The sequence below is a fragment of the Mumia spirodelae genome (assembly GCF_050632745.1).
Classification (GTDB): Bacteria; Actinomycetota; Actinomycetes; order Propionibacteriales; family Nocardioidaceae; genus Mumia.
On record NZ_JBODSD010000002.1, the window covers coordinates 743,190 to 766,530 of the forward strand.

Here is a 23,341-nt window from a genome sequence, read left to right on the forward strand (position 1 = left end):
ACGCTCCCCGGGCTCTCCACAGCGACGTCCCGACAGCGGCGCCGTCCACAGGATCCGCGTCACGCCGACCGGACCGCGGCGAGCGCGGCCGCACGGTCGACCAGGGCCAGGTCGGAGTCGCGCGGCCCCACGAGGCACACCCCGACCGGCCCCCCGGCGAGCGAGAGCAGCGGCGCCGACACCGCCGGGCGGCCGAGCACGCCGGCGACCGCGCCCAGGGCCAGCGTCGCCGCGCGGACGCGGTCGATCTCGGCCGGGTCGGCCCACACCAGCGGCGCGGTCGACGAGGCCGACGGCAGGAGGAGCGTACGGTCGCCGAGCGTCGCCTCGAGCTCCGCACGGAAGCCGCTCAGGGCCTCCGCCGCCGCCAGTGCCTCGGCCGGGCTCACCCAGGCGGCGACCTCGAACCGCTGGGCCGCCGCCCCGACGAGCGCACCCGGGTGGGCGTCGATCCAGTCGCCGTGCGACTGCCACGCCTCGTACGCCTGGAGGACGCGGAACGCCTCGTACACCGCGTGCACGTCGGGCACCGCGACCTCGGTCACCCGCTCGCCGAGCGACCCCGTCCACGCCCCGAACGCCTCCGCGACCTCCGGCTCGCAGACCGCCAGGAGCGCCGGCGCGACGGCCCAGCCGCCCTCCGCGGGGACGTCCACCGCCTCGGGCCCGCGCGCGACGGCCGCCACCGCCCGCAGCCGCGCCGGCGTCCGGGTGAGCAGCCCGACGGTGTCGAACGACGGCGCGAGCGGCACGAGACCGGCGACGTCGACCGAGCCGTGCGTCGTCCGCAGACCCCACAGCCCTTGGTACGACGCGGGGACCCGGACCGATCCCGCGGTGTCCGTCGCGAGCCCGAGGGTCGCGACGCCGAGGGCGACGGCGGTCGCGGTGCCGCTCGACGACCCGCCCGGCAGCGCCCCCGGGACGACCGCGTTGACCGGGGCGCCGTAGGGGTCGTTGGTGCCGGAGATGGAGTACGCGAGCTGGTCGGTGCGGGCGATGCCGCGGACCGACGCCCCGGCCGCGAGCAGCCGCTCGAGCGCGCCGGCGTGCGCCGGGGCGGGAGGCTGCTCGGCCAGGTACGCCGGCACCCCGGCCCCCACACCGAAGCCGCGCACGGCGAACAGGTCCTTCACCGCGACCGACTCCCCGTCGAGGACGCCGCTCCCGGTCGGCGGCACGAGTGGGTCGCCGACGACGCGCCAGACCGTGCGGTCGTACGTCGAGGGCGGCGCCGCGACGTGCGCCACGGCCACACGCCACCGCCCGTCGTCGCCGCGCCGCCACAGCTGGGTCTGCTGCCCGCGTCCCCCGGACGCCGCCGCGAACGCGTTGACGACGACCGCGGCGTCGGGACCGGCCTCGACGACGTGGACGGCCTCCACCGTGCGTGCCGGCGCACCGCCGCGGACCCGGCGGAACGCGCCGATCGTCTCGTGCCCGACGAGCACCCCGCCCGCGTCGCCGCGCAGCGTCGCCGGCCCAGGCTCGAACAGCCCGTCGAGGGCCGCCACGTCGTCGTCCATCAGCGCCCGCTCGTACGCCCAGAACGCCTCGAGCAGCCCCTCGGGCGCAGGCGCCTCGGGCGCAGCCGCCTCGCTCACCGGCGCCGCCCCATCCGCTCGAAGTCGGCCGTCCGGATCTTGGCGTGCACGCCCTTCACGACGTCGACGACCTGCGAGACCTCGAAGTCGGTCGCGGCCGACAGGTACGCGAGGGCCTGCTGCGGGTGCATCCCGTAGCGGGCACCGAGGACCCCGATCGCGGCGCGGACGCAGTTCTGGAGCGCCACGTCGAGGTCCTCGTCGAGCCCGGTCGGCACGAGGTGCTCGGCGGTCTCGACGAGCGGGGTCACGAGGTCGCCGAACATCCGCGCCGCGTCCTCGCGCGCCACCACGTCGAAGCGCAGCGTCACCCGCAGCGACGCCTCCATGGCGGTGAGCGCGACCTCGCCGCCGCCCATCGCGAAGTGCGGGTCCCCGACGTACGCGAGGGCGCCGGGCACCTGGACCGGGATGTACATCGCGGCTCCGACGGTCGCCATGTTGAGGTCGATGTTGCCGCCGAACGGTCCCGGCGGCACGGAGTCCGGCCGCTCGTCACCGGACACCGCGACGCCCATGATGCCGAGGAACGGCGCCAGCGGGAACGCGACCGAAGGCTCGCCGCCGGGCGTGAGCGGCATCGTCCCGCACGGGATGCCGTCGACGTCCTCGACGGCCGCGAACGCGGAGAACGTCCCCGGCGTGAGCGGGAACTCCCCCGGGAGCGCACCCCTGCCGTGCCGGTTGGACACCACCCCGTACGGCACGCGCCGCGTCGTCTCGAGCACCGTCATCTTGAGCAGGTCCCCCGGCTCCGCTCCGCGGACCTCGATCGGGCCGGTGACGACGTGCGGACCGTCGCTCGCCATGGTGTGCGGGTGCTCGGAGCGGGCGAGCTCGACGGCGTCGTCGAGGACCCGGTCGGGCGCGACGCCGTGTGCGGCGAAGAACCGGCGAGGATCGCGCCCCTGGTCCTCCAGGATCCCCTCGTGGCTGATCGTGTCGATCGTCACCGTGGCACCGGGGTCGACACGCATCACGGCGGCGTCGCGCGCGCACGGCAGGCGTCCCCAGAGGGTCGTCCCGCGCTCGGCGGGGAGGTACAGGTCGCCGGTCACCGGCCCCGTACCGCGGTGCAGGATCGGCTGGTCGATCACGGGCGCTCCTGTCGGTGGGTGCGGTCAACCTACCTTTTCGGACGCCGATTCCCGCCCGGCGATGCCAGAGTTAACAAGGCAGACACATCGCGCACCTACCGTCGCCCACGACCCCGTACGAGGAGGAGCCCGTGCCCGTAGCGCCGATCGACCCGCCCCCGCGCCTGCTGATGGGACCGGGTCCCGTGAACGCCGACCCGAGGGTGCTGCGGGCGATGTCGGCGCAGCTGGTCGGCCAGTACGACCCGTGGATGACGGCGTCGATGAACGAGACGATGGCGCTCTACCGGGAGGTGTTCCGGACTGACAACGAGGCGACGCTGCTGGTCGACGGCACCTCGCGCGCCGGGATCGAGGCGGCGCTCGTGTCGCTGCTCGAGCCAGGCGACCGGGTGGTCGTCCCGGTCCTCGGGCGGTTCGGGCACCTGCTCCGCGAGATCGCCGAGCGCTGCGGCGCGGAGGTGCACACGATCGAGACCGCGTGGGGCACGGTCTTCGACGAGGAGGAGATCGTGGAGGCGGTTCGCCGGGTGCGCCCGAAGCTGCTCGCGACCGTCCAGGGAGACACCTCCACGACGATGTGCCAGCCGCTGTCCGCGCTCGGTCCCGCGTGCCGCGAGCTCGGCGTGCTGACGTACGTCGACGTGACCGCGTCGCTGGCCGGCAACACGTTCGCGATGGACGACTGGCAGCTCGACGTCGCGACGGCGGGTCTGCAGAAGTGCCTCGGCGGTCCCTCGGGCAGCGCACCGATCAGCCTGTCCGAGGCGGCCGTCGAGGTCGTGGACGGACGGCGGCACGTCGAGGCGGGGATCCGCGAGGCGTCCGACGACGACCGCGGCGAGCGGATCCGGTCCAACTACTTCGACCTCGCGATGATCCTCGACTACTGGGGACCGCGACGGCTGAACCACCACACCGAGGCGACCACGATGCTCTACGGCGCGCGCGAGTGCGCCCGCCTGCTGGTGGAGGAGGGGATGGACGCGGCGGTCGAGCGGCACCGGTTGCACGGTGCCGCGATGACGGCCGGCGCCGCAGCGCTCGGGCTCGCGCTGTTCGGCGACCAGGCGCACAAGATGAACAACGTCGTCGCGGTCGAGATCCCCGACGGCGTCGACGGCGACGCGGCCCGGGCGGCGATGCTGAGCGACTTCGGCATCGAGATCGGGACCTCGTTCGGTCCCCTGCACGGCAAGGTCTGGCGGATCGGCACGATGGGCTGGAACGCGCGGCACGACGCGGTCCTGTCCACGCTGGCCGCGCTCGAGCAGGTCCTGCGGGCGGCCGGGACGGCACCGACCCCCGGTGCGGGCGTGGCTGCCGCCAAGGAGGTGTACGCCGCGTGAGCGCGACCGACGCGTTCGCCGACGCCCGTACGGCGCTGGAGCGGTGCGACGCCCTCGCGGCCCTGAGCGCCCGGGAAGGCCGGATCGACCGTTTCTACCTGACTGCGGAGCACGCCGCGGCCAACGCGCTGGCGGGGTCGTGGATGCAGGCGGCGGGGATGGACACGTGGACCGACGCCGTCGGCAACGTCTGCGGACGCCTCGAGGGTGCGACGCCCGGCCTCCCCAGCCTGCTCCTCGGCTCGCACCTCGACACCGTCCCCGACGCGGGCCGGTACGACGGTCCGCTCGGCGTCGTGCTCGCGATCGCGGTCGCCGAGCGGTTGCGCGACCGGATGCCGTCGCTGCCGTTCGCGCTCGAGGTCGTCGGGTTCTCCGACGAGGAGGGCACCCGCTTCGGCTCGGCCCTGATGGGCAGCTGCGGACTGGCCGGGACCTGGGACGACGGGTGGTGGGACCAGCGCGACGACGACGGCGTCACGCTGCGCGAGGCGTTCGCCGAGTTCGGGCTCGACCCCGCCGCGGTCGGCGACGCGGCGCGTGACCCGGCGTCGCTGGTGGGCTACCTGGAGTCCCACATCGAGCAGGGCCCGTCCCTCGAGCAGGAGGACCTCCCTCTCGGGGTGGTGAGCAGCATCGCCGGGGCGCGCCGGTTCGCGCTGCGCGTCGTCGGGGAGGCGCGGCACGCCGGCGGCACCCCGTACGAGCGGCGCCGTGACGCCCTGGTCGGCGCGAGCCACGCCGTCGTCGACGTCGAGCGGATCGCGCGGGACGAGGGTGTGATCGCCACCGTCGGGTCGCTGCACGTGCACCCCGGCGCGGTGAACGTGGTCCCCGGCCGGGTGGACCTCACGCTCGACCTGCGGGCGGAGCACGACGCCGACCGCGACCGAGCCTGGGAGCTGATCGCAGACGCGGTGGAGAAGCGGTGCGCGGAGCGAGGACTGACCTTCGAGGTCGTCGAGACGCACCGCGCTCCGGCGGTCGCGATGGACGGTGCGCTCCGCGAGGCCGTCGCAGCCGGCATCCGCACCACGACCGGCGAGGAGCCGAGGGTGCTGTTCAGCAGGGCCGGCCACGACGCGATGGCGGTCGCCGCGGTGACGCCGGTCGCGATGCAGTTCGTCCGGTGCCACGACGGCATCTCGCACCATCCCGACGAGGCGGTGCGGCTCGACGACGTGGCGCTCGCGATCGACGCGTTCGCGGCGGCGGTGCTGGCGGTGGCGCTGGCCCCGTGACCGGGGAAGTCTGGTGTCACCGGGTGGCGCCAGAATTCCCCACTGCGCAGTCCGGGGAGCACGCGGTCGGCTCCTCGTGCCAGCCGTGGGCCTGGAAGAGCCTCGCGAGCTTGACGGCGGTGGTGCACGGCCGCCGGAACACCTGACCCCAGCCGAGCCGAGCGGTGGGCCTTCCTTCGACGAGCACGTCGAGGTCGCGTTCGAGGTCGTCGTCTCGCTTCGACGCACTCTCGTGGTAGATCCGGCCGTCGAGCTCGACCACCACCGTGCCGTGCTGGACGTCACGGTACGCGGTGCCCTCGACGGTCTTCGCGACGAGCTGGCGGCGACCGCGAGGCAGGCGGTGCGGGCGTTCGACGCGCGTGAGGTAGCCATGCTCGAGGACCGACTGGGTCCCCTCCGCGACGTCACGCAGCACCGCCTGGAGCCACCGGCGGTCCGTGACCCGCGACCGGCGCGCGAGGGCGGCAGCGAGCCGTGCTGCCGTCGTACGACGTGACCCGCAGGCGCGGGCGAGGGCGGCGATGGCGTCCAGCTCGTCCTCGGCGTCGACGGCCTCGTCGACCACCGCTTCCTCGTACCGCAGACGCGGGGGCGAGAGGTTCCACTGGACGAGGTCGTCGAGGCGACGTCGTCGACGGATCGCCACGCGATCGACCGCGACGACCTTGCGACGGTGGTCGATGGCGACCTCGACGGTGTCCTCGGCGGTGCTGTCGAGCCCGCGCCGTTCGGCGGCTCGCAGCGCCGATGCCCCCGAGAGCGCCGCGGGCCAGGCGTACAGGACGGCGCCCCATGCCCGTTGGATCCACGTCGGTGCCCCGGTGTGATTCACGTAGACGCCGGGGAACAGCGGCGTCAGCGTGTGCCGCCGGACCCGTCGCCTGATCTCGTGCGGCGCGAGACCGAGAGCGCGGAGCTGCCGCCGTGCAACCACGCCGCACTGCGCGGCGAGCAGGTCGGTGATCGCGTCCACCCGGGCAGCGTGGCGCAGGCGGACCGAGCCGCGCGGGCGCCGTCCACAGGCCGGTGACCGGGGAAGTCTGGTGTCACCGAAGGCGCGGATCTTCCCCGCTCGCGATCTGCGGGAGCCGCTCACACGTCGTGCAGCGTCAGCCAGAACGCGACCGCGACCACGTCGCCGTCGTTGGAGACGCGGTGCGGGGTGGTCGCCGCGAAGGTGATCGAGTCGCCGACCCCGAGGACGTACCGCTCTCCCCCGACCACGACCGTCAGCTCACCCGCGGTCACGCTGCCGACCTCTCGCCCACGGTGCACGAGCATGCGGTCGTGCTGGCTCGACGCCGCTCCGGGCGGGTACGTCGACTCGAACACCTCGGCGCCGGTGATCGGCACCGGCGACAGGCGCCGGTAGGTCACGCCGTCGGCGAGCTCGACCGGTCCGGTCTGGCCGGCCCGGGCGACGACCGCTCCCCCGTTGGCCGACGCCGACGCGTCGAACACCGACGCGAGCGGGACGTCGAGCGCGGTCACGATCTCGACGAGCCGGTTGACCGACGGCTGCATGACACCGCGCTCGATCTGCGACAGGGCGCTGGGCGAGATCCCGAGCTGGGTCGCCAGGGCCCGCATCGACACCCCGCTCGCCTCGCGCAGCTCGCGCAGGCGGGGCCCGACGGGAAGATGTGCGGCGTCGCCACCAGGGGCTTCCGGGGCCGCGGGTTCGAGCGTCATGCTGCGTGAGTGTAGGCACGAACGGGCCGGCCGGGTGCCGCCTCGCGCGTTCTTACACAGCGTTCACCGAGAAGAAACACCTCACCGTCCGTTAAGGAATAACTTCACGACCATGGACCTCGCAGCCGTCAACGCGCTCCCGCCGGAGGACCTCGCGGCGGCGTTGACCACCTGCGCCGACGTCCCCCGCTGGGTGAGCGCGGTCGTCGACGCGCGGCCGTACGCGTCGGTCGACGCCCTGCTCGCGCACGCGGACAGCACGGCACGGACCTGGACCGACGACGAGGTCGACCGCGCCCTCGCCCAGCACCCGCGGATCGGCGAGCGCTCGCAGCGACCGGCGAGCGAGGCCGCGATGTCGGCGCGCGAGCAGTCCGGGGTCTCCACCGACGCCGACGTCGCCGAGCGCCTGCGTGCGGGCAACGCGGCGTACGAGGAGCGGTTCGACCGGGTGTTCCTGGTCCGCGCGGCCGGGCGCGACGCCGAGGAGATCCTCGCGCTGCTCGAGCAGCGGCTCGGCAACGACGACGCGACCGAGCGCGAGGTGGTCAGGGGGCAGCTGCGCGAGATCGCGCTGCTGCGCCTCCGGGAGATCGTGTCGACCGGCGAGGAGCCGGCATGAGCGGCCAGGATGGAGCATGACCAGCCACGTCACCACCCACGTCCTCGACACCACGCTGGGCCGCCCCGCCGCCGGCGTCTCCGTCACGTTGAGCCTCGTCGACGAGCGCGTGGTCGAGCCGATGGCCGTCGGCACCACCGACGACGACGGGCGCCTCGGCGACCTCGGGCCGAAGCACCTCCCCGCCGGGACCTACCGCCTCACGTTCGACACCGGCGCCTACTTCGCCCGGGACGACCGGCCGACCTTCTTCCCGACCGTCGAGCTCACGTTCACGGTCACGACGCTCGACGAGCACTACCACGTCCCGCTGCTGCTGAGCCCGTTCGCCTACTCCACCTATCGAGGGAGCTGACATGCCCGTCCCGTCGTCCGCCGCGTACCGGCTCGGGCCCAACCAGTACGGCAAGGCCGAGGTCCGGCTGGTCCGCGTGGACCGCGTCTCACCTCGGCACGTGCTCACCGACCTCTCGGTGACGAGCCAGCTGGTCGGCGACTTCGCCGGGGCCCACGTCGAGGGCGACAACTCCCACGTGGTGGCGACGGACACCCAGAAGAACACGGTGTACGCGTTCGCCCGCGACGGCGTCGGCGCTGCGGAGACGTTCCTCCTGCGTCTCGCCGACCACTTCACGGGCACGTTCGCCTGGGTGAGCGGCGGGCGCTGGACGGCCGAGCAGTACGCCTGGTCCCGGATCCCCACCGCCTCGAGGCCGCAGGGCCACGACCACGCCTTCTCGCGCGACGGCGGCGAGACACGCACGGCGGCGGTGGTCCGCGACGGCGACGCGACGACGGTGCTCGCGGGACTGAAGGACCTGGTCGTGCTCAAGTCCACCGGGTCGGAGTTCGTCGGCTTTCCCCGCGACTCCTACACGACGCTGCCCGAGGAGACCGACCGCATCCTCGCCACGTCGGTGACGGCGCGCTGGCGGTACGCGACCGCGGTCGCGGGGTCGTACGACGACGAGGCGTACGACGTCGCGTACGCCGCTGCGCGCACGGCGATGCTCGACGCGTTCGCGAGCACGCACTCGAAGGCGCTCCAGCAGACGCTGTACGCGATGGGGTCGGCGGTGCTCGACGCCGTGCCGGAGGTCGTCGAGGTCCGGTTCTCGATGCCCAACAAGCACCACTTCCTCGTCGACCTCGCGCCGTTCGGGCTCGAGAACCCGGGCGAGGTCTTCTACGCCGCGGACCGCCCGTACGGCCTGATCGAGGCCGCGGTCCTGCGCGAGGACGCGGAGCCGGCCGATGCGGTGTGGGCGTCGGTCGGCGGCTTCTGCTGAACGCGATGGGCACCTACCGCCTGAGCGCACAGCGGGCCCTCGTCGAGGGAAGGCTGGCGCCGGTGACGATCACCGTGGACGACGGTCGGATCACCGCGGTCGCCGACGGCTTCGACCCCAGCGCCGACATGACCGTCGACGCCGGCACCGACGTGCTCCCCGGGATCGTCGACACCCACGTGCACGTGAACGAGCCGGGCCGCACCGCGTGGGAGGGCTTCGCGACCGCGACGGAGGCCGCCGCGCGCGGGGGCGTGACGACCATCGTCGACATGCCGCTCAACAGCATCCCGGCCACGACCACGCCCGAGGCGCTGGCCCGCAAGCGCGAGCGCGCCGAAGGCCAGGTCCGGGTCGACACCGGCTTCTGGGGAGGAGCGGTCCCGGAGAGCCTCGGCTCGCTGGAGGCGCTGTGGGATGAGGGCGTTTTCGGGTTCAAGTGCTTCCTGCTGGACTCCGGGGTGCCGGAGTTCGCTCCCCTCGACACGGCGCAGCTGCACCGCGCGATGCGCGAGGTCGGCGGGTTCGGGGGGCTGCTGATCGTGCACGCCGAGGACCCCGGCGTCATCGCCGCCGCGCCCGCGCCGCCGAGCCGTGCGTACGCGGACTTCCTCGCCTCGCGCCCGGACGCCGCCGAGGTCGACGCGATCGCGACCGTCATCGACGCCGTACGCGAGCACGGCACCCGCACCCACCTCCTGCACCTCTCGTCGGCCCGCGCGCTGGACCTGATCGCCGACGCCCGGGCCGAGGGCCTGCCGCTCACCGTCGAGACGTGCCCGCACTACCTCGTGCTCGACGCGGCCTCGGTGCCCGACGGCGCCGCCGAGTTCAAGTGCTGCCCGCCGATCCGCGACCGCGGCAACCAGGACGCGCTGTGGGACGCGCTCGTCGACGGCGTGATCGACTGCGTCGTCTCCGACCACTCCCCCTCCACGGCAGCGGAGAAGTCGCGCGGCCACGGCGACCTCCAGCAGGCCTGGGGCGGCATCGCGGGGCTCCAGGTCGGGTTCGCCACCGTCGCGGACGCGGCGCTGCGGCGCGGGATCGGCATCGACGCGGTCGGCCGGTGGATGTCCGCGGCCCCCGCCGAGATCGCCGGGATCCGGGGCAAGGGCGCCATCGCCGTCGGCCACGACGCGGACCTCGTGCTCTGGGCGCCCGGCGAGTCGTACGCGGTGCACGCCGACGCGCTCGCCCACAAGAACAAGCTGTCCCCGTACGACGGGCTCACGCTGCGCGGTCGCGTGACCGGCACCGTGCTCCGCGGCGCGCCGGTGTTCAGCGGCGTCCCCGTTGTGAAGGGTTCGGGTTGGTTCCAGGTGCCGGAGACCAACCGCAAGCCTTCACAGCGGGGACGGCTCCTCCGCCGCTGACCGCCCGCCGGATCAGTGCCGGCGCGGGCGTACGACCAGTCCCGTGCCGCCGCCGCGTCGGACCGGCTCCGCGGCCGCGATCATCGTGCCGCGTCGCCCGACCTCGATCGTCGCCGCTGCGCCGATCTCGGCGGCGGAGGTGAAGGCGTCGCCCGACGGCACCAGCCGCTGCTGGTACGGCGCGAGCGCGGCGCCGTACGCGTCGATGAACGCCGGCTCCGCCGGGGTCGTCGGCGCGTTGCGGCTCGAGGCGCGCGGGGCCGCGACCGCCTCCGGCAGCGTCATGCCGAGGTCGATGCGGTTCATCAGGATCTGCAGCACCGTCGTGATGATGGTCGCGCCACCCGGCGAGCCCACGACGTACTTCACCTTGCCGTGGTCGAGCACGATCGTCGGCGACATCGAGGAGCGCGGTCGCTTGCCGGGCTCGATCCGGTTCGGGTCGTCCTCGTCGTACACGGCGGTGAAGTCGGTCAGCTCGTTGTTGAGCAGGAAGCCGCGACCGGGCACGGTGATGCCGGAGCCGCCGGTCTGCTCGATCGTGAGGGTGTACGCGACCGCGTTGCCCCACCTGTCCACGACCGACAGGTGCGTCGTCGAGACGTTCTCGGTGTCGGGCTTCTCGCTCCGCGCCGCCGCGCCGCAGCCGCTGCCGTCGAGCGCACCCGGCGCCACGGGCCGGATCGCCGCCGTCGCCGGGTCGATCACGCACGCGCGCGAGTCGGCGAAGCGCTGGCTCAGCAGCGTCTCCGTCGGCACGTCGACGAACGCCGGGTCACCGACGTACGCGTTGCGGTCGGCGAACGCGTGGGCGCTCGCCTCGAGGAAGAGGTGCAGACTCTGCGCCGTGCCCGAGCCGCCGCGCAGCCGGTAGTTCTCCAGGATGTTCAGCGCCTCACCGACCGTGGTGCCACCGGAGCTCGAGGGTGCCATCGAGTAGACCTCGTGCCCGCGGTAGCGGACCTTGGTCGGTGCCTGGTGCCGCACCCGGTACGCCGCGATGTCGTCGGCGGTCATCGTGCCGGCCGGCGCGGGAAGCGTCGAGGCGGGGTCCTTCGGCGGCTCCTGCACGGTCGCCGCGATCTCCTCGGCGAGGGAACCGCGGTAGAAGGCGCTGGGGCCGCGCCGCGCGATCTCGGCGTAGGTCCGTGCGAGGTCGGGGTTGCGGAACGTCGTGCCGACCTGCGGGGCGTCGCCGCCGGGCAGGAACAGCGCCGCGGTGTCCGGGAACGCGGCGAACCGGGCCTTGTTGTCCAGCGTCTGGTTGCGGAACGTCTGGTCGACCGGGAAGCCCTTCGCCGCGACGCCGATCGCCGGTGCGAGGGAGCGCGCGAGCGACCGCGTCCCGAAGCGCTTCAGCGCTGCGTCCCAGGTCGCGAGGGTGCCCGGCACGCCGACGGCCACGCCGGAGGTGACGAGCTCGGGGGTGAACCGGTACGGCTGCCCCGTCGCGTCGTCGATGAACGCGTCGGGCGTGATGCCGGCGGGGGCGGTCTCGCGTCCGTCGATCGTGGAGACCTTGCGCTTCTTCGCGTCGTAGTAGACGAAGTAGCCGCCGCCTCCGATCCCCGCGCTGTAGGGCTCGGTCACGCCGAGGGTCGCCGCCATCGCGACCGCGGCGTCGGCGGCGTTCCCGCCCCGCGCGAGCACGTCGCGACCGACCTTGCTCGCGGTCGCGTCCACCGAGGCGACCGCGCCGCCCGTGCCGTACGACGTGGGTGTCGGTTGCAGCGGCGGCGCGGGTCTGTGCGCCTCGGCCGGACTCGTGCCGACCAGCACGGACAGGCCCAACGCGGCGGCGGCCAGGGTCGTGGTGATGCGCCTCACGTCCATCCGTCGACGCTACGGCGAGTCCGCCGCCCGCGCAGATCGCGCGGCTGTGGACGACGAAGTCACGGGTCCTGGCGCGGCCGCTGCCGTCAGATGCGCTCGAGCGTGGGCCGCTTCGGCTTGACCGCGTCGCCGGAGGACGTGCCGTTGATCCGGCGCTGGACCCACGGGACCGCGAACTCCTTGGCCCACTGCAGGTCGGCGTCGCGCTTGGCCTTCTTGCTCAGCGGCGTCGCCTTCGTCAGCCGCGGCTTCTTCAGCTCGTGGGAGATCCCGAGGGTGTCGAGCACGTGGATCGCCATCTGCTGGTGGCCCTGGCTCGACATGTGCAGGCGGTCGGTGTCCCAGTAGCGGTCGTCGCGGTACTCCCGGAACCGCCAGAAGTCCACGACGGTCGCGCCGTGGTTGTCGGCGATCTCCCGCACGATCTCGTTGTAGACCGCGACCCGGCCGCGGAGCTTGCCGAAGACCGGCGCATACCCGAGGTCGAAGCCGGTGAACAGCACCACGCGCCCGCCGCTGACTGCCAGGCGACCGATCGCGGCGTCGTACAGCTCCCCGAGGAGGTCGAGGTCGACCTTCGGCCGGAGGATGTCGTTGCCGCCGGCGTAGACGGTCACGAGGTCCGGCGACAGCTTCAGCGCCGGCTCGAGCTGCTCGGCGATGATCGGCTTGAGCAGCCGGCCGCGCACCGCGAGGTTGGCGTAGCCGAAGTCCTCCGCCTTCGTCGCCAGCACCTCCGCGACCCGGTCGGCCCACCCGCGCAGCCCGTTCGGCCGGGACTTGTCGGGGTCACCGACACCCTCGGTGAACGAGTCGCCGAGCGCGACGTAGCGGTGGTACACGGGTTCGCTAGCCATGACCCCGATTGTTACATCGGCCCTCGAAGGAACCGCGCATCTCGTAGGCTCGGGCGGTGCCCTAGTGTGCGCTAGGTCTCGTACCCCGGATGAGGGACGCTCCGTATGCCCGTTCGCGCCTTGCCTTCTCGCGCCCTGGTGGCGCTCGTCGTCGCGGTCGTGCTCGCGCTCGCCGTGGTCGTCACGATCCGTCTCGCCGACGACGTCGACGCCGCGCCCAAGAAGCCCGAGGGCACCCTCACCACGCGCGCCGCCCTGCCGACCGCGCGACCTGGCACGATCGGCGAGCCGCGCGACCCGCTGAGCCTCGCCGAGATCGGCTACGCCAAGCACCTCGCGGAGACCGACCCGTCGATGCCGGACGGGGTCCGCGACGTGCTCGGGCAGCCGCAGGCCGAGCTGCTCGCCGTCGACCTCGCGACCATGGACGACGGTACGCGCCGCCGCCTCGTGGACGTGGTCCTCTACGACTACGCGCGCGACCAGGTCGTCGTGCAGACCGTGGACCTGGACGCCGGCGAGGTCACCGGCACCGACCGTCTCCGCAGCCAGCCGCCGCCGAGCCCCGGGGAGATCGAGCACGCCCTCGACCTCGTGCTGGAGTCCATCGTCGGTGAGCACCTCCGTGCCGACTACCTCCTGGCCACCGGTGAGGAGCTCGACCCGGGCACGCTGATGCCGTCGGGCGGCGTCGTCGAGTGCGCGGGGCGCCACCGCTGCATCGAGCTCCAGATCCGGGTCCCCGGTGGCGACTACCTCGCCGCGAGCGGGCTCGTCGTCGATCTCTCGGACGGGGCGGTGCTCCCGGTCGAGACCCCCGACCACGACCACGAGGAGCACTGACGATGACCCTCCGGTCCTTCCTCGCCGCCGCCGCGCTCGTGGCCGGTCTCGCCCTGGTCCCCGCGACCGCCCCGCCGGCCGCGCAGGCCGCCCCGCCGGCCCTCCCCTGCTCCGCGCGCGGCACGATAGCCAAGACGCTCGAGTCCGGCTCCGCCTGGCGGATGTGCTGGAACGTCCACAGCAACAAGGGCCTCGTGCTGGAGTCGGTCTGGTTCAAGGCCAAGACGGAGACGACCTACCGCAAGGTCCTCGACTCGATCGCGCTCGGCCAGCTCAACGTCCCGTACGACTCGGGCCAGCACCAGTACGACGACATCACCTCGTACGGGTTCGGCAACCAGTACCTGCAGAAGCTCGCCAAGACCGAGTGCCCCGGCGGCACGCTCCTCGACGTCGCCCAGAGCTGGCAGCAGGGCACGAGGTTCGTCCAGCGGACGGTCCCGGCGATCTGCGTCCAGGAGCAGGACTCCGACCTCGCCTACCGCGCGCACGAGCAGGCGTGGGGCTCGGTCGAGGACAAGATGCTGTTCACCGCGCAGGGCACCGAGCTCGTGGTGTCGGCGGTCGCGAAGGTCGACTGGTACGAGTACGAGACCCAGTACCGCTTCTCCGACAACGGCACGATCACGCCCCGGCTCGGCGCGACCGGCGACATCTCCCCGCACGACTTCGTCGGCGAGGCGTACGGGTGGCCGGTCGGCGAGGGCTCGACCGACCACGCCGCGTCGCACCACCACAACGCCATCTGGCGGGTCGACTTCGGCATCGACCAGGCCGCGACGCAGCGGGTCGAGCAGTACGACCACGCTCCGACCGGGGCGCAGGGCACGTCCGCGCCGATCGTCGCCGCGACCCGCACGGCGATCACGACGGCGAGGTCGGTGACGTCGGCCAAGCGGCGCTGGTACCGCGTGCTCGCGCCGTCCAGCCTGAACGCCGACGGCCACCCCCGCTCGTACGAGGTCGCGTTCGACAAGAACGACCCGTTCGAGGCGAACCCGGTCACCCAGAACGAGATCACCTTCACCCAGCACGACGAGTGCCAGCAGTACCCGTCGAAGAACCCCGACACCACGTGCGGGGCCAGCGTCGTCGACTACGTCAAGGCTGCGTACGGCGGCGACCGGACGATCACCGACCCGGTCGCCTGGGTCAACGTCGGCTTCCACCACGTCGTCCGCGACGAGGACCAGAGCCCGATGCCGGTCCACTGGCAGGGCTTCCAGCTCGTGCCGCGCGACTTCCTCGCCCAGTCGCCGCTCACCCCGCTCGGGCGCGAGTGCGTCAACGGCGACCCGGCCGAGCCGCGCATCGACTCCACGAGCCTCTGCGGCAACGCCACGACGACCAGCCTGCGGGCCAGCGCGACGCGCCAGACGTACGGCTCCGCGACCCCGGTGCGTCTCGCGGTGACCGTGGCCGCGGTGAAGAACGCCGCCCGGCCCGCCGGCACGGTCAGCCTTGTCGACGGGTCGCGGGTGCTGCGCACCGGGATCCCGGTGAGCTCGTCCGGCACCGCCTCGTACGCCCTTCCCGCCACGCTCGCCGCCGGCACGCACCGGCTGGTGGCGGTGTACTCCCCCAAGGCGGGGACGAAGTGGGTCACCTCGCGGACGGCGCCGGTCACGGTCGTCGTCGCCCGGGCGGCCTCGCGGGTCCGGGTGGCGCCGGCGACCCGGACGGTACGACGCGGGGCGAAGGTCACGTACCGCGTGGCCGTCACCGCCCCGGGCGGCCGGCCGACCGGCACCGTGACCCTGCGAGCCGGCAAGACCGTGCTGGCCACCAAGAAGCTGCCGGCGAGCGCCGGAGGGCGCGTGACGGTCACCGTCCGGGTCAGGAAGAAGGTCGGTCTCCACCGGCTGACCGCGACCTACTCGGGCGACGCGAACGTCCTCGGCAGCTCCGTCCGCGGGAAGGTGCGCGTACGACGCTAGCGCGACCGGCCGGCGCCCTGGTCCCGCGTGGGAGGATGGAGGCATCATGCGCCTCGTCGACCACCTCCCCGCCGCCGAGGAGTCCGACGACGCCGACGTCGTGTTCGACGCGTTCAGCACCTGGGCCGAGGGCGAGGGCCTGACCCTCTACCCCGCCCAGGAGGACGCGCTCATCGAGCTGGTGTCCGGGTCGAACGTCATCCTCGCCACGCCCACCGGGTCCGGCAAGAGCCTCGTCGCCGCGGGAGCCCAGTTCGCGGCGCTGGCGAAGGGCCGTCGCAGCTTCTACACCGCGCCGATCAAGGCGCTGGTCTCGGAGAAGTTCTTCGCGCTCGTCGACATGTTCGGCGCCGACAAGGTCGGGATGATGACCGGCGACGCCTCGGTAAACGCCGACGCCCCGATCATCGCCGCCACCGCCGAGATCCTCGCCAACAAGGCGCTGCGCGAGGGTGCCGCCGCCGACGTCGGCCTCGTCGTGATGGACGAGTTCCACTTCTACTCCGAGCCCGACCGCGGCTGGGCGTGGGAGGTGCCGCTGCTCGAGCTGCCGCACGCGCAGTTCCTGCTGATGTCGGCGACGCTCGGCGACACCGGCCGGTTCGAGAAGGACCTGACCGAACGCACCGGCCGCGAGACCACGCTCGTCGCGGGCACGGAGCGACCGGTCCCGCTCGTCCACGAGTACGTGACGACACCGGTCCACGAGACCGTCGAGGAGCTGCTCGCGACCGGGCAGGCGCCGATCTACGTCGTCCACTTCACGCAGGCCTCGGCGATCGAGCGGGCACAGGCGCTGTCGAGCATCAACGTGACGACCCGCGCCGAGAAGGACACGATCGCCGCGGAGATCGGCGACTTCAAGTTCCAGACGGGCTTCGGCAAGACCCTGTCGCGGCTGGTCCGGATGGGCATCGGCGTGCACCACGCCGGGATGCTGCCGCGCTACCGGAGGCTCGTCGAGCGGCTCACCCAGAAGGGCCTGCTCAAGGTCGTCTGCGGCACCGACACGCTCGGCGTCGGCATCAACGTCCCGATCCGCACCGTGCTGTTCTCTGGCTTGTCCAAGTACGACGGGGTCCGGCAGCGGCACCTGCACGTGCGCGAGTTCCAGCAGATCGCCGGGCGCGCCGGCCGGGCGGGCTACGACACGATCGGACGGGTCGTCGTCCAGGCGCCCGAGCACGAGGTCGAGAACGCCAAGATGGTCCGCAAGGCCGGCGACGACCCCAAGAAGCTGCGCAAGATCCAGCGCAAGAAGCCGCCGGAGGGCTTCGTCAACTGGTCGGACCGCACGTTCGACAAGCTCTCGACCGGCCAGCCCGAGCCGCTCGCGTCGCGGATGCGGACGACCCACGCGATGGTGCTCAACCTCGTCGCGCGTCCCGGTGACGCCCGGGCCGCCGTACGCTCGCTCGTCACCGACTCCCACGCGACGGAGGCCGACCAGGAACGGATGCTCGCCGAGGCCGACGCGATCTTCCAGACCCTGATCGACGGGGGCGTCGTCGAGGAGCTCGCCGAGCCCGACGCCGAGGGCCGGACCGTGCGGCTGACCGTCGACCTCCAGGAGGACTTCGCGCTCAACCAGCCGCTCGCCCCGTTCGCGGTGGCGGCGCTGGAGATCCTCGACCCCGACTCACCGACGTACGCGCTCGAGGTCGTGTCGGTGTTCGAGGCGATCCTCGAGGACCCGCGCCCGATCATCAGCGCCCAGCGCAACCGGGCCAAGGGCGAGGCGGTCGCCGAGATGAAGGCCGAGGGGCTGGAGTACGAGGAGCGGATGGAGCTCCTCGAGGAGGTCGAGCACCCGCAGCCGCTGCGCGACGAGCTCGAGGTCGCGTACGCCGCGTACCGAACCGGGCACCCGTGGGTCGCCGACCACGAGCTGAAGCCGAAGTCGGTCGCCCGCGAGATGTGGGAGCGGTCGATGACGTTCGCCGAGTACGTGAGCCTCTACCAGCTCGCGCGTTCGGAGGGGCTCGTGCTGCGCTACCTCTCCGACGTCTACCGCACCCTGCGCCACACCGTCCCCGACAGCTTTGCGACCGACGAGATCGACGACATCACCGACTGGCTCGGCGAGGTCGTCCGCCAGACCGACTCGAGTCTCCTCGACGAGTGGGAGGCGCTCGCGGCCGGCGAGGGCGGGTCGGTCGACGTGGTGATCGCGCAGCACGACGCCGTCGACACGGGGCCGCCTCCGGTGACGGCCAACGAGCGGGCGTTCCGTGTGCTCGTCCGCAACGCGCTGTTCCGGCGGGTGGAGCTGATGGCGCTGCGGCGCTGGATCGACCTCGGAGCCATGGACGAGGCCGCGGGGTGGACCGCCGAGGTGTGGCGGGAGGCCGTCGAGGACTACTTCGCCGAGTACGACACGCTCGGCACCGGTCCCGACGCCCGTGGTCCGGCGATGCTCGTGGTCGACACCGATCCCGAGGGCGCCGAGTCCCGTGTCTGGCACGTGCGCCAGATCCTGGACGATCCCGAGGGCGACCGCGACTGGGCGATCTTCGCGACGGTGCACCTCGACGCGTCGGACGAGGCGGGCGAGGCCGTCGTGCAGATCACGGACGTGGGCCCTCAGACCGACGCCACCGTCTGAGGCCACGAGGCACCTCGTACGGTGCTCCCCGTGGCTCTCTTCTTCGTCTCCGATCCCGACCTCACACCGACGCTGCGCGGGGGTCTCCTGCGGACCTGGACAGACGGGTCCAACGCCGGGGGCGCGATCGGATTCGTCCCCCCGGTCACGGAGGAGGACGTCGAGCACCAGCTCGACCTGCAGCTCGCGGCCGTGCAGCGCGGACGCATGCGGCTGGTGGTCGGGCTCGACGGGGAGGAGGTCCGCGCCGCCGCGTTCATCGAACGCAACACCCACCGCCTCATGCAGCACTGGGTGTGGGCCAAGACCGTGATGGTGCACCCCGATGCGCAGGGACGTGGGGCGGGCTTCGCGCTCATGCTCGCGGTCGCCGGCCTGGCGCGGAGCATGCCCGGCATCGAGTCGATCCGGCTGACCTTGCGAGGCGGTCACGGGCTGGAGGACTTCTACGCCCGCTGCGGCTACAAGGAGGTCGGCCGCGTCCCCGGGGCGATCCGGGTCGCGCCCGACGACGACCGCGACGACGTCACCATGCTGCTGCCGCTCTGACCCCCGGAGCGGTGAGTCCGGTCCCACGCACGCTGCTCGTGGTGGGACCGGACTCACCGCTCATGGAGGGAAGGTGCGGTCGCGGTCGCGGCCGGCTACCGGCGTACCACCACCTTCTTGGCCGTGGAGCTGGCCCCGGCCACCTGGCTCGAGCCCGCATAGGTCGCCACCACGCGGTGGGCGCCGCGCTTGAGCTTCGGCAGCGTGACCTTCGCGGTACCGGCGGCGTTCAGCCGGACCGTACGCACGACCCGTCCGTCGACCTTGATCCGGACGACACCCGCGGCCCTCACGCCCGGCGCCGAGACGCGGACCGTGACCCTGGCCTTCGTGCCGACCTTGATCGACTTCTTGGCCAGCGTCGCCGTGACCTTCGGCCTGGCCTTGCCGATCGTCACCGCGGACGACGTCGCGGAGACCGGCGCGCGGCCCGCGACCGTCGCCGTCACCCGCGCCGAGATGCGGCTGCCGGAGTCGGCGGCCACCGGGCGGTACGACGCGCCCTTCGCGCCGCTGATCGGCGCCCCGTTGCGCAGCCACTGGACCGTGAGCTCCGCGGCGTCGATGTTCTCCCAGGTGCCTGCGTCGACCGCGAGGACCCCGCCGACCTTGGCCGTCCCGGAGATCTTCGGCGCCTTCGTGTTGACCGGCGCCGGAGCGTGCTCGACCTGGACGACCCGCGAGGCGACCGCCTGGTTGCCGTTGCGGTCCCGGACCACGTACGACAGGGCGTACGCGCCCGGCTTCTCGGTGTCGACGCTGCCGACCACGACGACCGAGGCGAGGACGTCGCCGTCGGTGTCGTCGACCGCCGAGACGCCCGCGAGCGGGTCGAACTCGGCTCCGAGCTCGACGCGCGTCGTCGCCGGGACGGTGAGCACCGGGGCCGTGAGGTCCGTGCCGGACGATGTCGCGGTGAACATCGAGATCTGCCCGACCTCGCCGGCCGCCAGCTCCTCGCCCGAGGTGGCGTCGACGCTGGTGGCGTGCCACGCGTAGGTCGTGCCGGCCTCCAGCCCGTCCCACGTCACGGTCGCGGGCCACCCCGAGCGGGTGGTCACGGTGCCGATGACCTCGTCGGTCGGGTCGGCCACCACCAGCGCGTTGGTCCCGAAGCTGGTCCGGCGCGTCTCGAGCTGGACGGGGAGGCGCGTGTCGTCCTCCGTGCCGTCGTAGCGCTTGCGGTCGTCGTACTCCGTCGCCCCGAAGTTCTCCAGCAGCGGCGAGAAGGTGTCGACCGCCATCTCCGAGGAGTCCACGTCGAACTGCAGCATCCGGAAGAAGCTGGAGCCGAACTGCAGCGGCGTCTCAGGCGTGTAGCCGCCCACCTCGGTGAGGCCCAGCTCCTCGGCCGTGACCTTGTAGAACTGGTAGTCCGCCAGCAGGTCGACCACGTGGTTGCCCTGCTTGCCGACGTTGCGACGCACCTCGATGTCGACGCCGTGCTCGTGGCCGGACAGCACCAGGAACACGTTCTCGTTCTTCTTCACGACGCTGTCGAAGACGCGCTTGCCGTCGTACGACCAGCCGGCACCGCGCCCGTTCGGGTTCACGCTGGGCGTCGTGTACGCGTGCGTCAGCAGGATCGCGTTGCGGTCGGCGTACTGCTTGAGGACCTCGTCCGCCCAGGCGGTCTCCTCGGCGGTCACGCCGAACCCGAGCGAGACGACGGCGAAGTCGAGGCCCGCCGCGGAGAACAGCACGTAGTTGTTGCTGTTGTCGCCCGGCTTCCACGGGTGGTACTCCGCCTGCTCGGCCTGCCACGCCGGCGTCGCCGCCTGCGCGTCGTACCGCTCCGGCCCGAAGTAGTCGTTGTAGAGGGCCTGCTCCCCCGTGTCCACGCCGTAGAGGTTGTCGTGGTTGCCGGGCAGCACCGTGTTGACGACGCCGGCGTCCTCGAGGATCTTCTGCGCCACCGAGGCGACCTCGAACTCCTTGCGGGCGTTGGCGACGTACGCCTCCGAGGCCGGCGCGTTGTGGTAGTTCTCGATGATGTCGCCGGTGTGCGCGGCGAACGCGATCTTGCGGTCCGTCTTGTTCTCGGCGATCCACTGCGTGATGTCGGTGTAGGCCTGGCGCCACACCGAGCGCTCCTCCTCGGTCTCCTGCTCGACGGCACCCTCGGAGAGGTACTGGGTGTCGGTCAGGTGAGCGATCGCGAAGTCGTAGTCCGCAGGGTCCTCGAACGCGTCGCGGACCGGGTTCTCGAGGTCGTCGGCGAACGGGTCCTCGCCGGTGACGAGGACCGGGACCACGCCGCCGTGGTGGTGGCGCGTCGCGACGTCGGCGCTGATCGTGACGTCGCCCTCGGCGTTGCCGCGGACCTCACCCGCCTTCTCCCACTCCTCGCCGTTCCACAGCCGCAGCACGGCCGAGCGGCTCGGGTCGAGGGCCCCGGTCCAGACCAGGCGCTGCCCGTCGGCCTCCGAGACCGGCACGTCGAACTGCTGGAACGGGATCTTCGCGCTGGACACGCTGTCGAGACGCTTGTCGTCGGGCTGCATCGCCTCCGTGATGGGCGCACCCTCGGAGTAGTCGAACGCGCGGGTGGTCGGGAGGTCGTCGACGACGCCCTGCACGCCGCTGTCCGCCACGACGATGTCGGCCGCAGAGAAGGTGGTGGTCACGTCGCCGCCACCGGGGTTGGTCGCGATGGCGGACAGCCGGACCTTGCCGTCGCCCTGCGAGGTGTCTGTGCCGCCGCCGGTCGGGATGTTGCCCGAGGTGAACGGGATCGACACCTCGACCGGGGCACCGAACACGTCGGTGCCGCTGATCTCGATGACGTGGTCGCCGGACCTCAGACCGGCGCCGATCGTCTCGCCGGGGGCGATCTCCTCTCCGTCGAGGGTGTGGACGACGTCGCGGCTCAGCGCCTCGCCGTTGGCGAACGCCGCCTGGTAGCGGACCGCGCGCGTGAGGCGGTCGCCCGCAGCGGGGACCGAGGACGTGAGCGACACCGGGTGCGCCCCGGCGTGCTGCCCGAGCGCAGCACGGCCGAGCGCCAGCACCTGGTCCAGCGCCAGAGGCCGGCCGTAGACGCGGGCCGCGCTGATCGTCGCGGGCGCGTAGTACTGCGGGCGGTTCACAGCACTGTCGGCACCGACGGTGAAGTTGCGGGCCCCCGCGGCGGGGAGACCGAGCGCACCGGACGCGGGGGTCCTGGCGGCCGCGACGCCGTTGACGTAGAGGGTGACCGTGCTGCCGTCCCAGGTGCCGACGGCGTGGTACCAGCGGCCGCTCTGGATCTTCGTGCCGGTGTTGCGGTAGGAGCCGCCGATGTAGGGGTTGAAGGACAGCGAGTCGCCGTAGAGCGTGATCGAGAAGCCGCCGGCCTCCTTGTTGGCGCACAGGTTGCCGCGCGTCTCGCTCGTCCCGGGCTCGAAGTCGTCGTCGTACTTGAAGACGCACTCGACCGCGAAGCCGTTCTGCAGCTTCGCGTACTGGTCGGTGAACGGGTAGCTGTAGGCCGAGGACCCGTCCATCGTGGCGACCTTCTTGCCCAGCGGCGTGTAGTCCGCCACGACCGGGCTGCCCCAGGTCTCGGCCGGGAGGTTCTGCGCGCGGTCGGCCGGGGTCCCGTCGGCGAAGTCGACGTCGACCACGTCTGCCGCCGGCGCGGTCGGTGCGGCGAGGTCGGCCGCCTCGAGCGCGACGACCTCGTCGGCACTCAGGGCCTTGCTGTAGACGCGGGCCGTGCGCAGCGTGGTCCTGCCGAAGAACTGGCCGGCGTTCGAAGGGTTGCTGTCAGCGCCGAGCATCATCGAGGTGGCGTTGCCGGTCGGGATCTTGAACGCGCCGGTGGCTGGGGTCTCGCGGACGAGGTCGCCGTCGACGTACAGCTTCACCGTGCTGCCGTCCCAGACCGCGACCGTGTGGTACCAGCGACCGGTCGGAGCCGGGAAGCTGACGCTCTTGTACGCGCCGCCGACGTGGATCATGAACGTGACGTTGGTGCCGCTCATCACCGTCGCCAGGCCGCCCGACTCCTTGTTGGAGCACAGGGCACCCTCGGCGCTGGAGGAGGTGCGCTCACCGTCGTACCGGAAGCTGCACTCGAGGCTGACCGAGCCCGCGATCTTCGCGTACTGGTCGGCGAACGGGTAGCCGAGGGCGTCGTCGGTGCCGTCGAAGGCCATCACGGGCCGGCCGAGGCCGAGGTCGGAGGTCAGGGTCGGCTCGCCGTGGGTGACGGGCGCGAGCCCCTGGGCGGCATCGGTCGTGGTGCCGTCGCGGAAGTCGACGTCGAGGACGTCGGCCGTCGGGACGGCAGCGGCGTGGGCCGGCGGCGCAGTGATCGCGGTCAGCGATCCCAGGCCGATGGCCGCTGCCGCAGCGAGACTGGACAGTCTTCGCAGCATCGGTTTTCTCTCCCAGGTCGTAGTCAAGAGGGACGAATCATCCGAAGCCTTTCGGCGCCAGCAAGCAGGAGGTGAACAGGACG

At 72.6% G+C, this 23,341-nt stretch carries 17 protein-coding genes; 10 read left to right on the top strand and 7 right to left on the bottom strand.

What is annotated here, in order from left to right; translation table 11 throughout:
- Window positions 1-59 precede the first annotated feature (59 nt).
- Both ACQSSQ_RS13110 and ACQSSQ_RS13115 read right to left on the bottom strand, forming a co-directional pair.
- Complete coding sequence (locus ACQSSQ_RS13110) at window positions 60-1,604, bottom strand: AtzH-like domain-containing protein (protein WP_431327513.1); 1,545 nt, start codon at window positions 1,602-1,604, stop codon at window positions 60-62.
- Window positions 1,601-2,701 carry an acetamidase/formamidase family protein gene (locus ACQSSQ_RS13115; RefSeq protein ID WP_431327514.1) on the bottom strand — a complete coding sequence of 367 codons (1,101 nt, stop codon included), beginning with the start codon at window positions 2,699-2,701 and terminating at the stop codon, window positions 1,601-1,603. The genes ACQSSQ_RS13110 and ACQSSQ_RS13115 overlap by 4 nt, the downstream gene beginning before the upstream one ends.
- Window positions 2,702-2,832: 131 nt before the next feature.
- On the opposite strand from ACQSSQ_RS13115, the gene ACQSSQ_RS13120 reads away from it, so the two are divergent.
- Together ACQSSQ_RS13120 and ACQSSQ_RS13125 are read left to right on the top strand one after the other, a co-directional pair.
- Window positions 2,833-4,050 (top strand): pyridoxal-phosphate-dependent aminotransferase family protein, encoded by a 1,218-nt coding sequence (locus ACQSSQ_RS13120; RefSeq protein ID WP_431327515.1) that lies wholly within the window; start codon window positions 2,833-2,835, stop codon window positions 4,048-4,050.
- The gene (locus ACQSSQ_RS13125; protein WP_431327516.1) at window positions 4,047-5,291 is read left to right on the top strand and encodes an allantoate amidohydrolase; all 1,245 of its coding nucleotides are present in this window, start codon (window positions 4,047-4,049) and stop codon (window positions 5,289-5,291) included. The genes ACQSSQ_RS13120 and ACQSSQ_RS13125 overlap by 4 nt, the downstream gene beginning before the upstream one ends.
- Before the next feature lie 16 nt (window positions 5,292-5,307).
- On the opposite strand, the gene ACQSSQ_RS13130 is transcribed toward ACQSSQ_RS13125, so the two are convergent.
- The gene (locus ACQSSQ_RS13130) at window positions 5,308-6,267 is read right to left on the bottom strand and encodes a type IV toxin-antitoxin system AbiEi family antitoxin domain-containing protein (protein ID WP_431327517.1); all 960 of its coding nucleotides are present in this window, start codon (window positions 6,265-6,267) and stop codon (window positions 5,308-5,310) included.
- A gap of 119 nt (window positions 6,268-6,386) precedes the next feature.
- Window positions 6,387-6,986, bottom strand: a complete 600-nt coding sequence (locus ACQSSQ_RS13135; RefSeq protein ID WP_431327518.1) for a cupin domain-containing protein — start codon at window positions 6,984-6,986, stop codon at window positions 6,387-6,389.
- A 112-nt stretch (window positions 6,987-7,098) separates the two neighbouring features.
- Here ACQSSQ_RS13135 and uraD point away from each other — a divergent pair, with 112 nt between their 5' ends.
- From uraD to allB, 4 genes are read left to right on the top strand one after another with little or no spacing between them, the layout of a single operon-like run.
- Complete coding sequence (uraD, locus tag ACQSSQ_RS13140) at window positions 7,099-7,608, top strand: 2-oxo-4-hydroxy-4-carboxy-5-ureidoimidazoline decarboxylase (RefSeq protein ID WP_431327519.1); 510 nt, start codon at window positions 7,099-7,101, stop codon at window positions 7,606-7,608.
- Between the two features lie 16 nt (window positions 7,609-7,624).
- Window positions 7,625-7,963, top strand: coding sequence for a hydroxyisourate hydrolase (gene uraH / locus ACQSSQ_RS13145; RefSeq protein ID WP_431327520.1), 339 nt, complete (start codon window positions 7,625-7,627; stop codon window positions 7,961-7,963).
- A 1-nt stretch (window position 7,964) separates the two neighbouring features.
- A complete protein-coding gene (pucL, locus tag ACQSSQ_RS13150) occupies window positions 7,965-8,897 on the top strand; it encodes a factor-independent urate hydroxylase (RefSeq protein WP_431327521.1) in 933 nt (310 codons plus the stop codon).
- A 5-nt stretch (window positions 8,898-8,902) separates the two neighbouring features.
- Complete coding sequence (gene allB / locus ACQSSQ_RS13155) at window positions 8,903-10,273, top strand: allantoinase AllB (RefSeq protein WP_431327522.1); 1,371 nt, start codon at window positions 8,903-8,905, stop codon at window positions 10,271-10,273.
- A gap of 12 nt (window positions 10,274-10,285) precedes the next feature.
- On the opposite strand, the gene ggt is transcribed toward allB, so the two are convergent.
- Window positions 10,286-12,106 carry a gamma-glutamyltransferase gene (gene ggt / locus ACQSSQ_RS13160; protein ID WP_431327523.1) on the bottom strand — a complete coding sequence of 607 codons (1,821 nt, stop codon included), beginning with the start codon at window positions 12,104-12,106 and terminating at the stop codon, window positions 10,286-10,288.
- Between the two features lie 86 nt (window positions 12,107-12,192).
- Window positions 12,193-12,963, bottom strand: a complete 771-nt coding sequence (locus ACQSSQ_RS13165) for an SGNH/GDSL hydrolase family protein (protein ID WP_431327524.1) — start codon at window positions 12,961-12,963, stop codon at window positions 12,193-12,195.
- 120 nt (window positions 12,964-13,083) lie between these two features.
- Here ACQSSQ_RS13165 and ACQSSQ_RS13170 point away from each other — a divergent pair, with 120 nt between their 5' ends.
- Genes ACQSSQ_RS13170 through ACQSSQ_RS13185 form a run of 4 tightly spaced genes read left to right on the top strand, consistent with a single transcriptional unit; the run spans window position 13,084 to window position 18,897 of the window.
- Window positions 13,084-13,806 carry a hypothetical protein gene (locus ACQSSQ_RS13170; protein WP_431327525.1) on the top strand — a complete coding sequence of 241 codons (723 nt, stop codon included), beginning with the start codon at window positions 13,084-13,086 and terminating at the stop codon, window positions 13,804-13,806.
- A 2-nt stretch (window positions 13,807-13,808) separates the two neighbouring features.
- Window positions 13,809-15,743 (top strand): copper amine oxidase, encoded by a 1,935-nt coding sequence (locus tag ACQSSQ_RS13175; protein ID WP_431327526.1) that lies wholly within the window; start codon window positions 13,809-13,811, stop codon window positions 15,741-15,743.
- A gap of 46 nt (window positions 15,744-15,789) precedes the next feature.
- Window positions 15,790-18,348 (top strand): DEAD/DEAH box helicase, encoded by a 2,559-nt coding sequence (locus ACQSSQ_RS13180; protein ID WP_431327527.1) that lies wholly within the window; start codon window positions 15,790-15,792, stop codon window positions 18,346-18,348.
- A gap of 30 nt (window positions 18,349-18,378) precedes the next feature.
- Window positions 18,379-18,897: a GNAT family N-acetyltransferase gene (locus ACQSSQ_RS13185; RefSeq protein ID WP_431327528.1), complete on the top strand. Its 519-nt coding sequence runs from the start codon at window positions 18,379-18,381 to the stop codon at window positions 18,895-18,897.
- 95 nt (window positions 18,898-18,992) lie between these two features.
- Here the strand turns inward: ACQSSQ_RS13185 and ACQSSQ_RS13190 are convergent, their stop codons facing one another.
- A complete protein-coding gene (locus ACQSSQ_RS13190; protein ID WP_431327529.1) occupies window positions 18,993-23,258 on the bottom strand; it encodes a LamG-like jellyroll fold domain-containing protein in 4,266 nt (1,421 codons plus the stop codon).
- Between the last annotated feature and the right edge of the window lie 83 nt (window positions 23,259-23,341).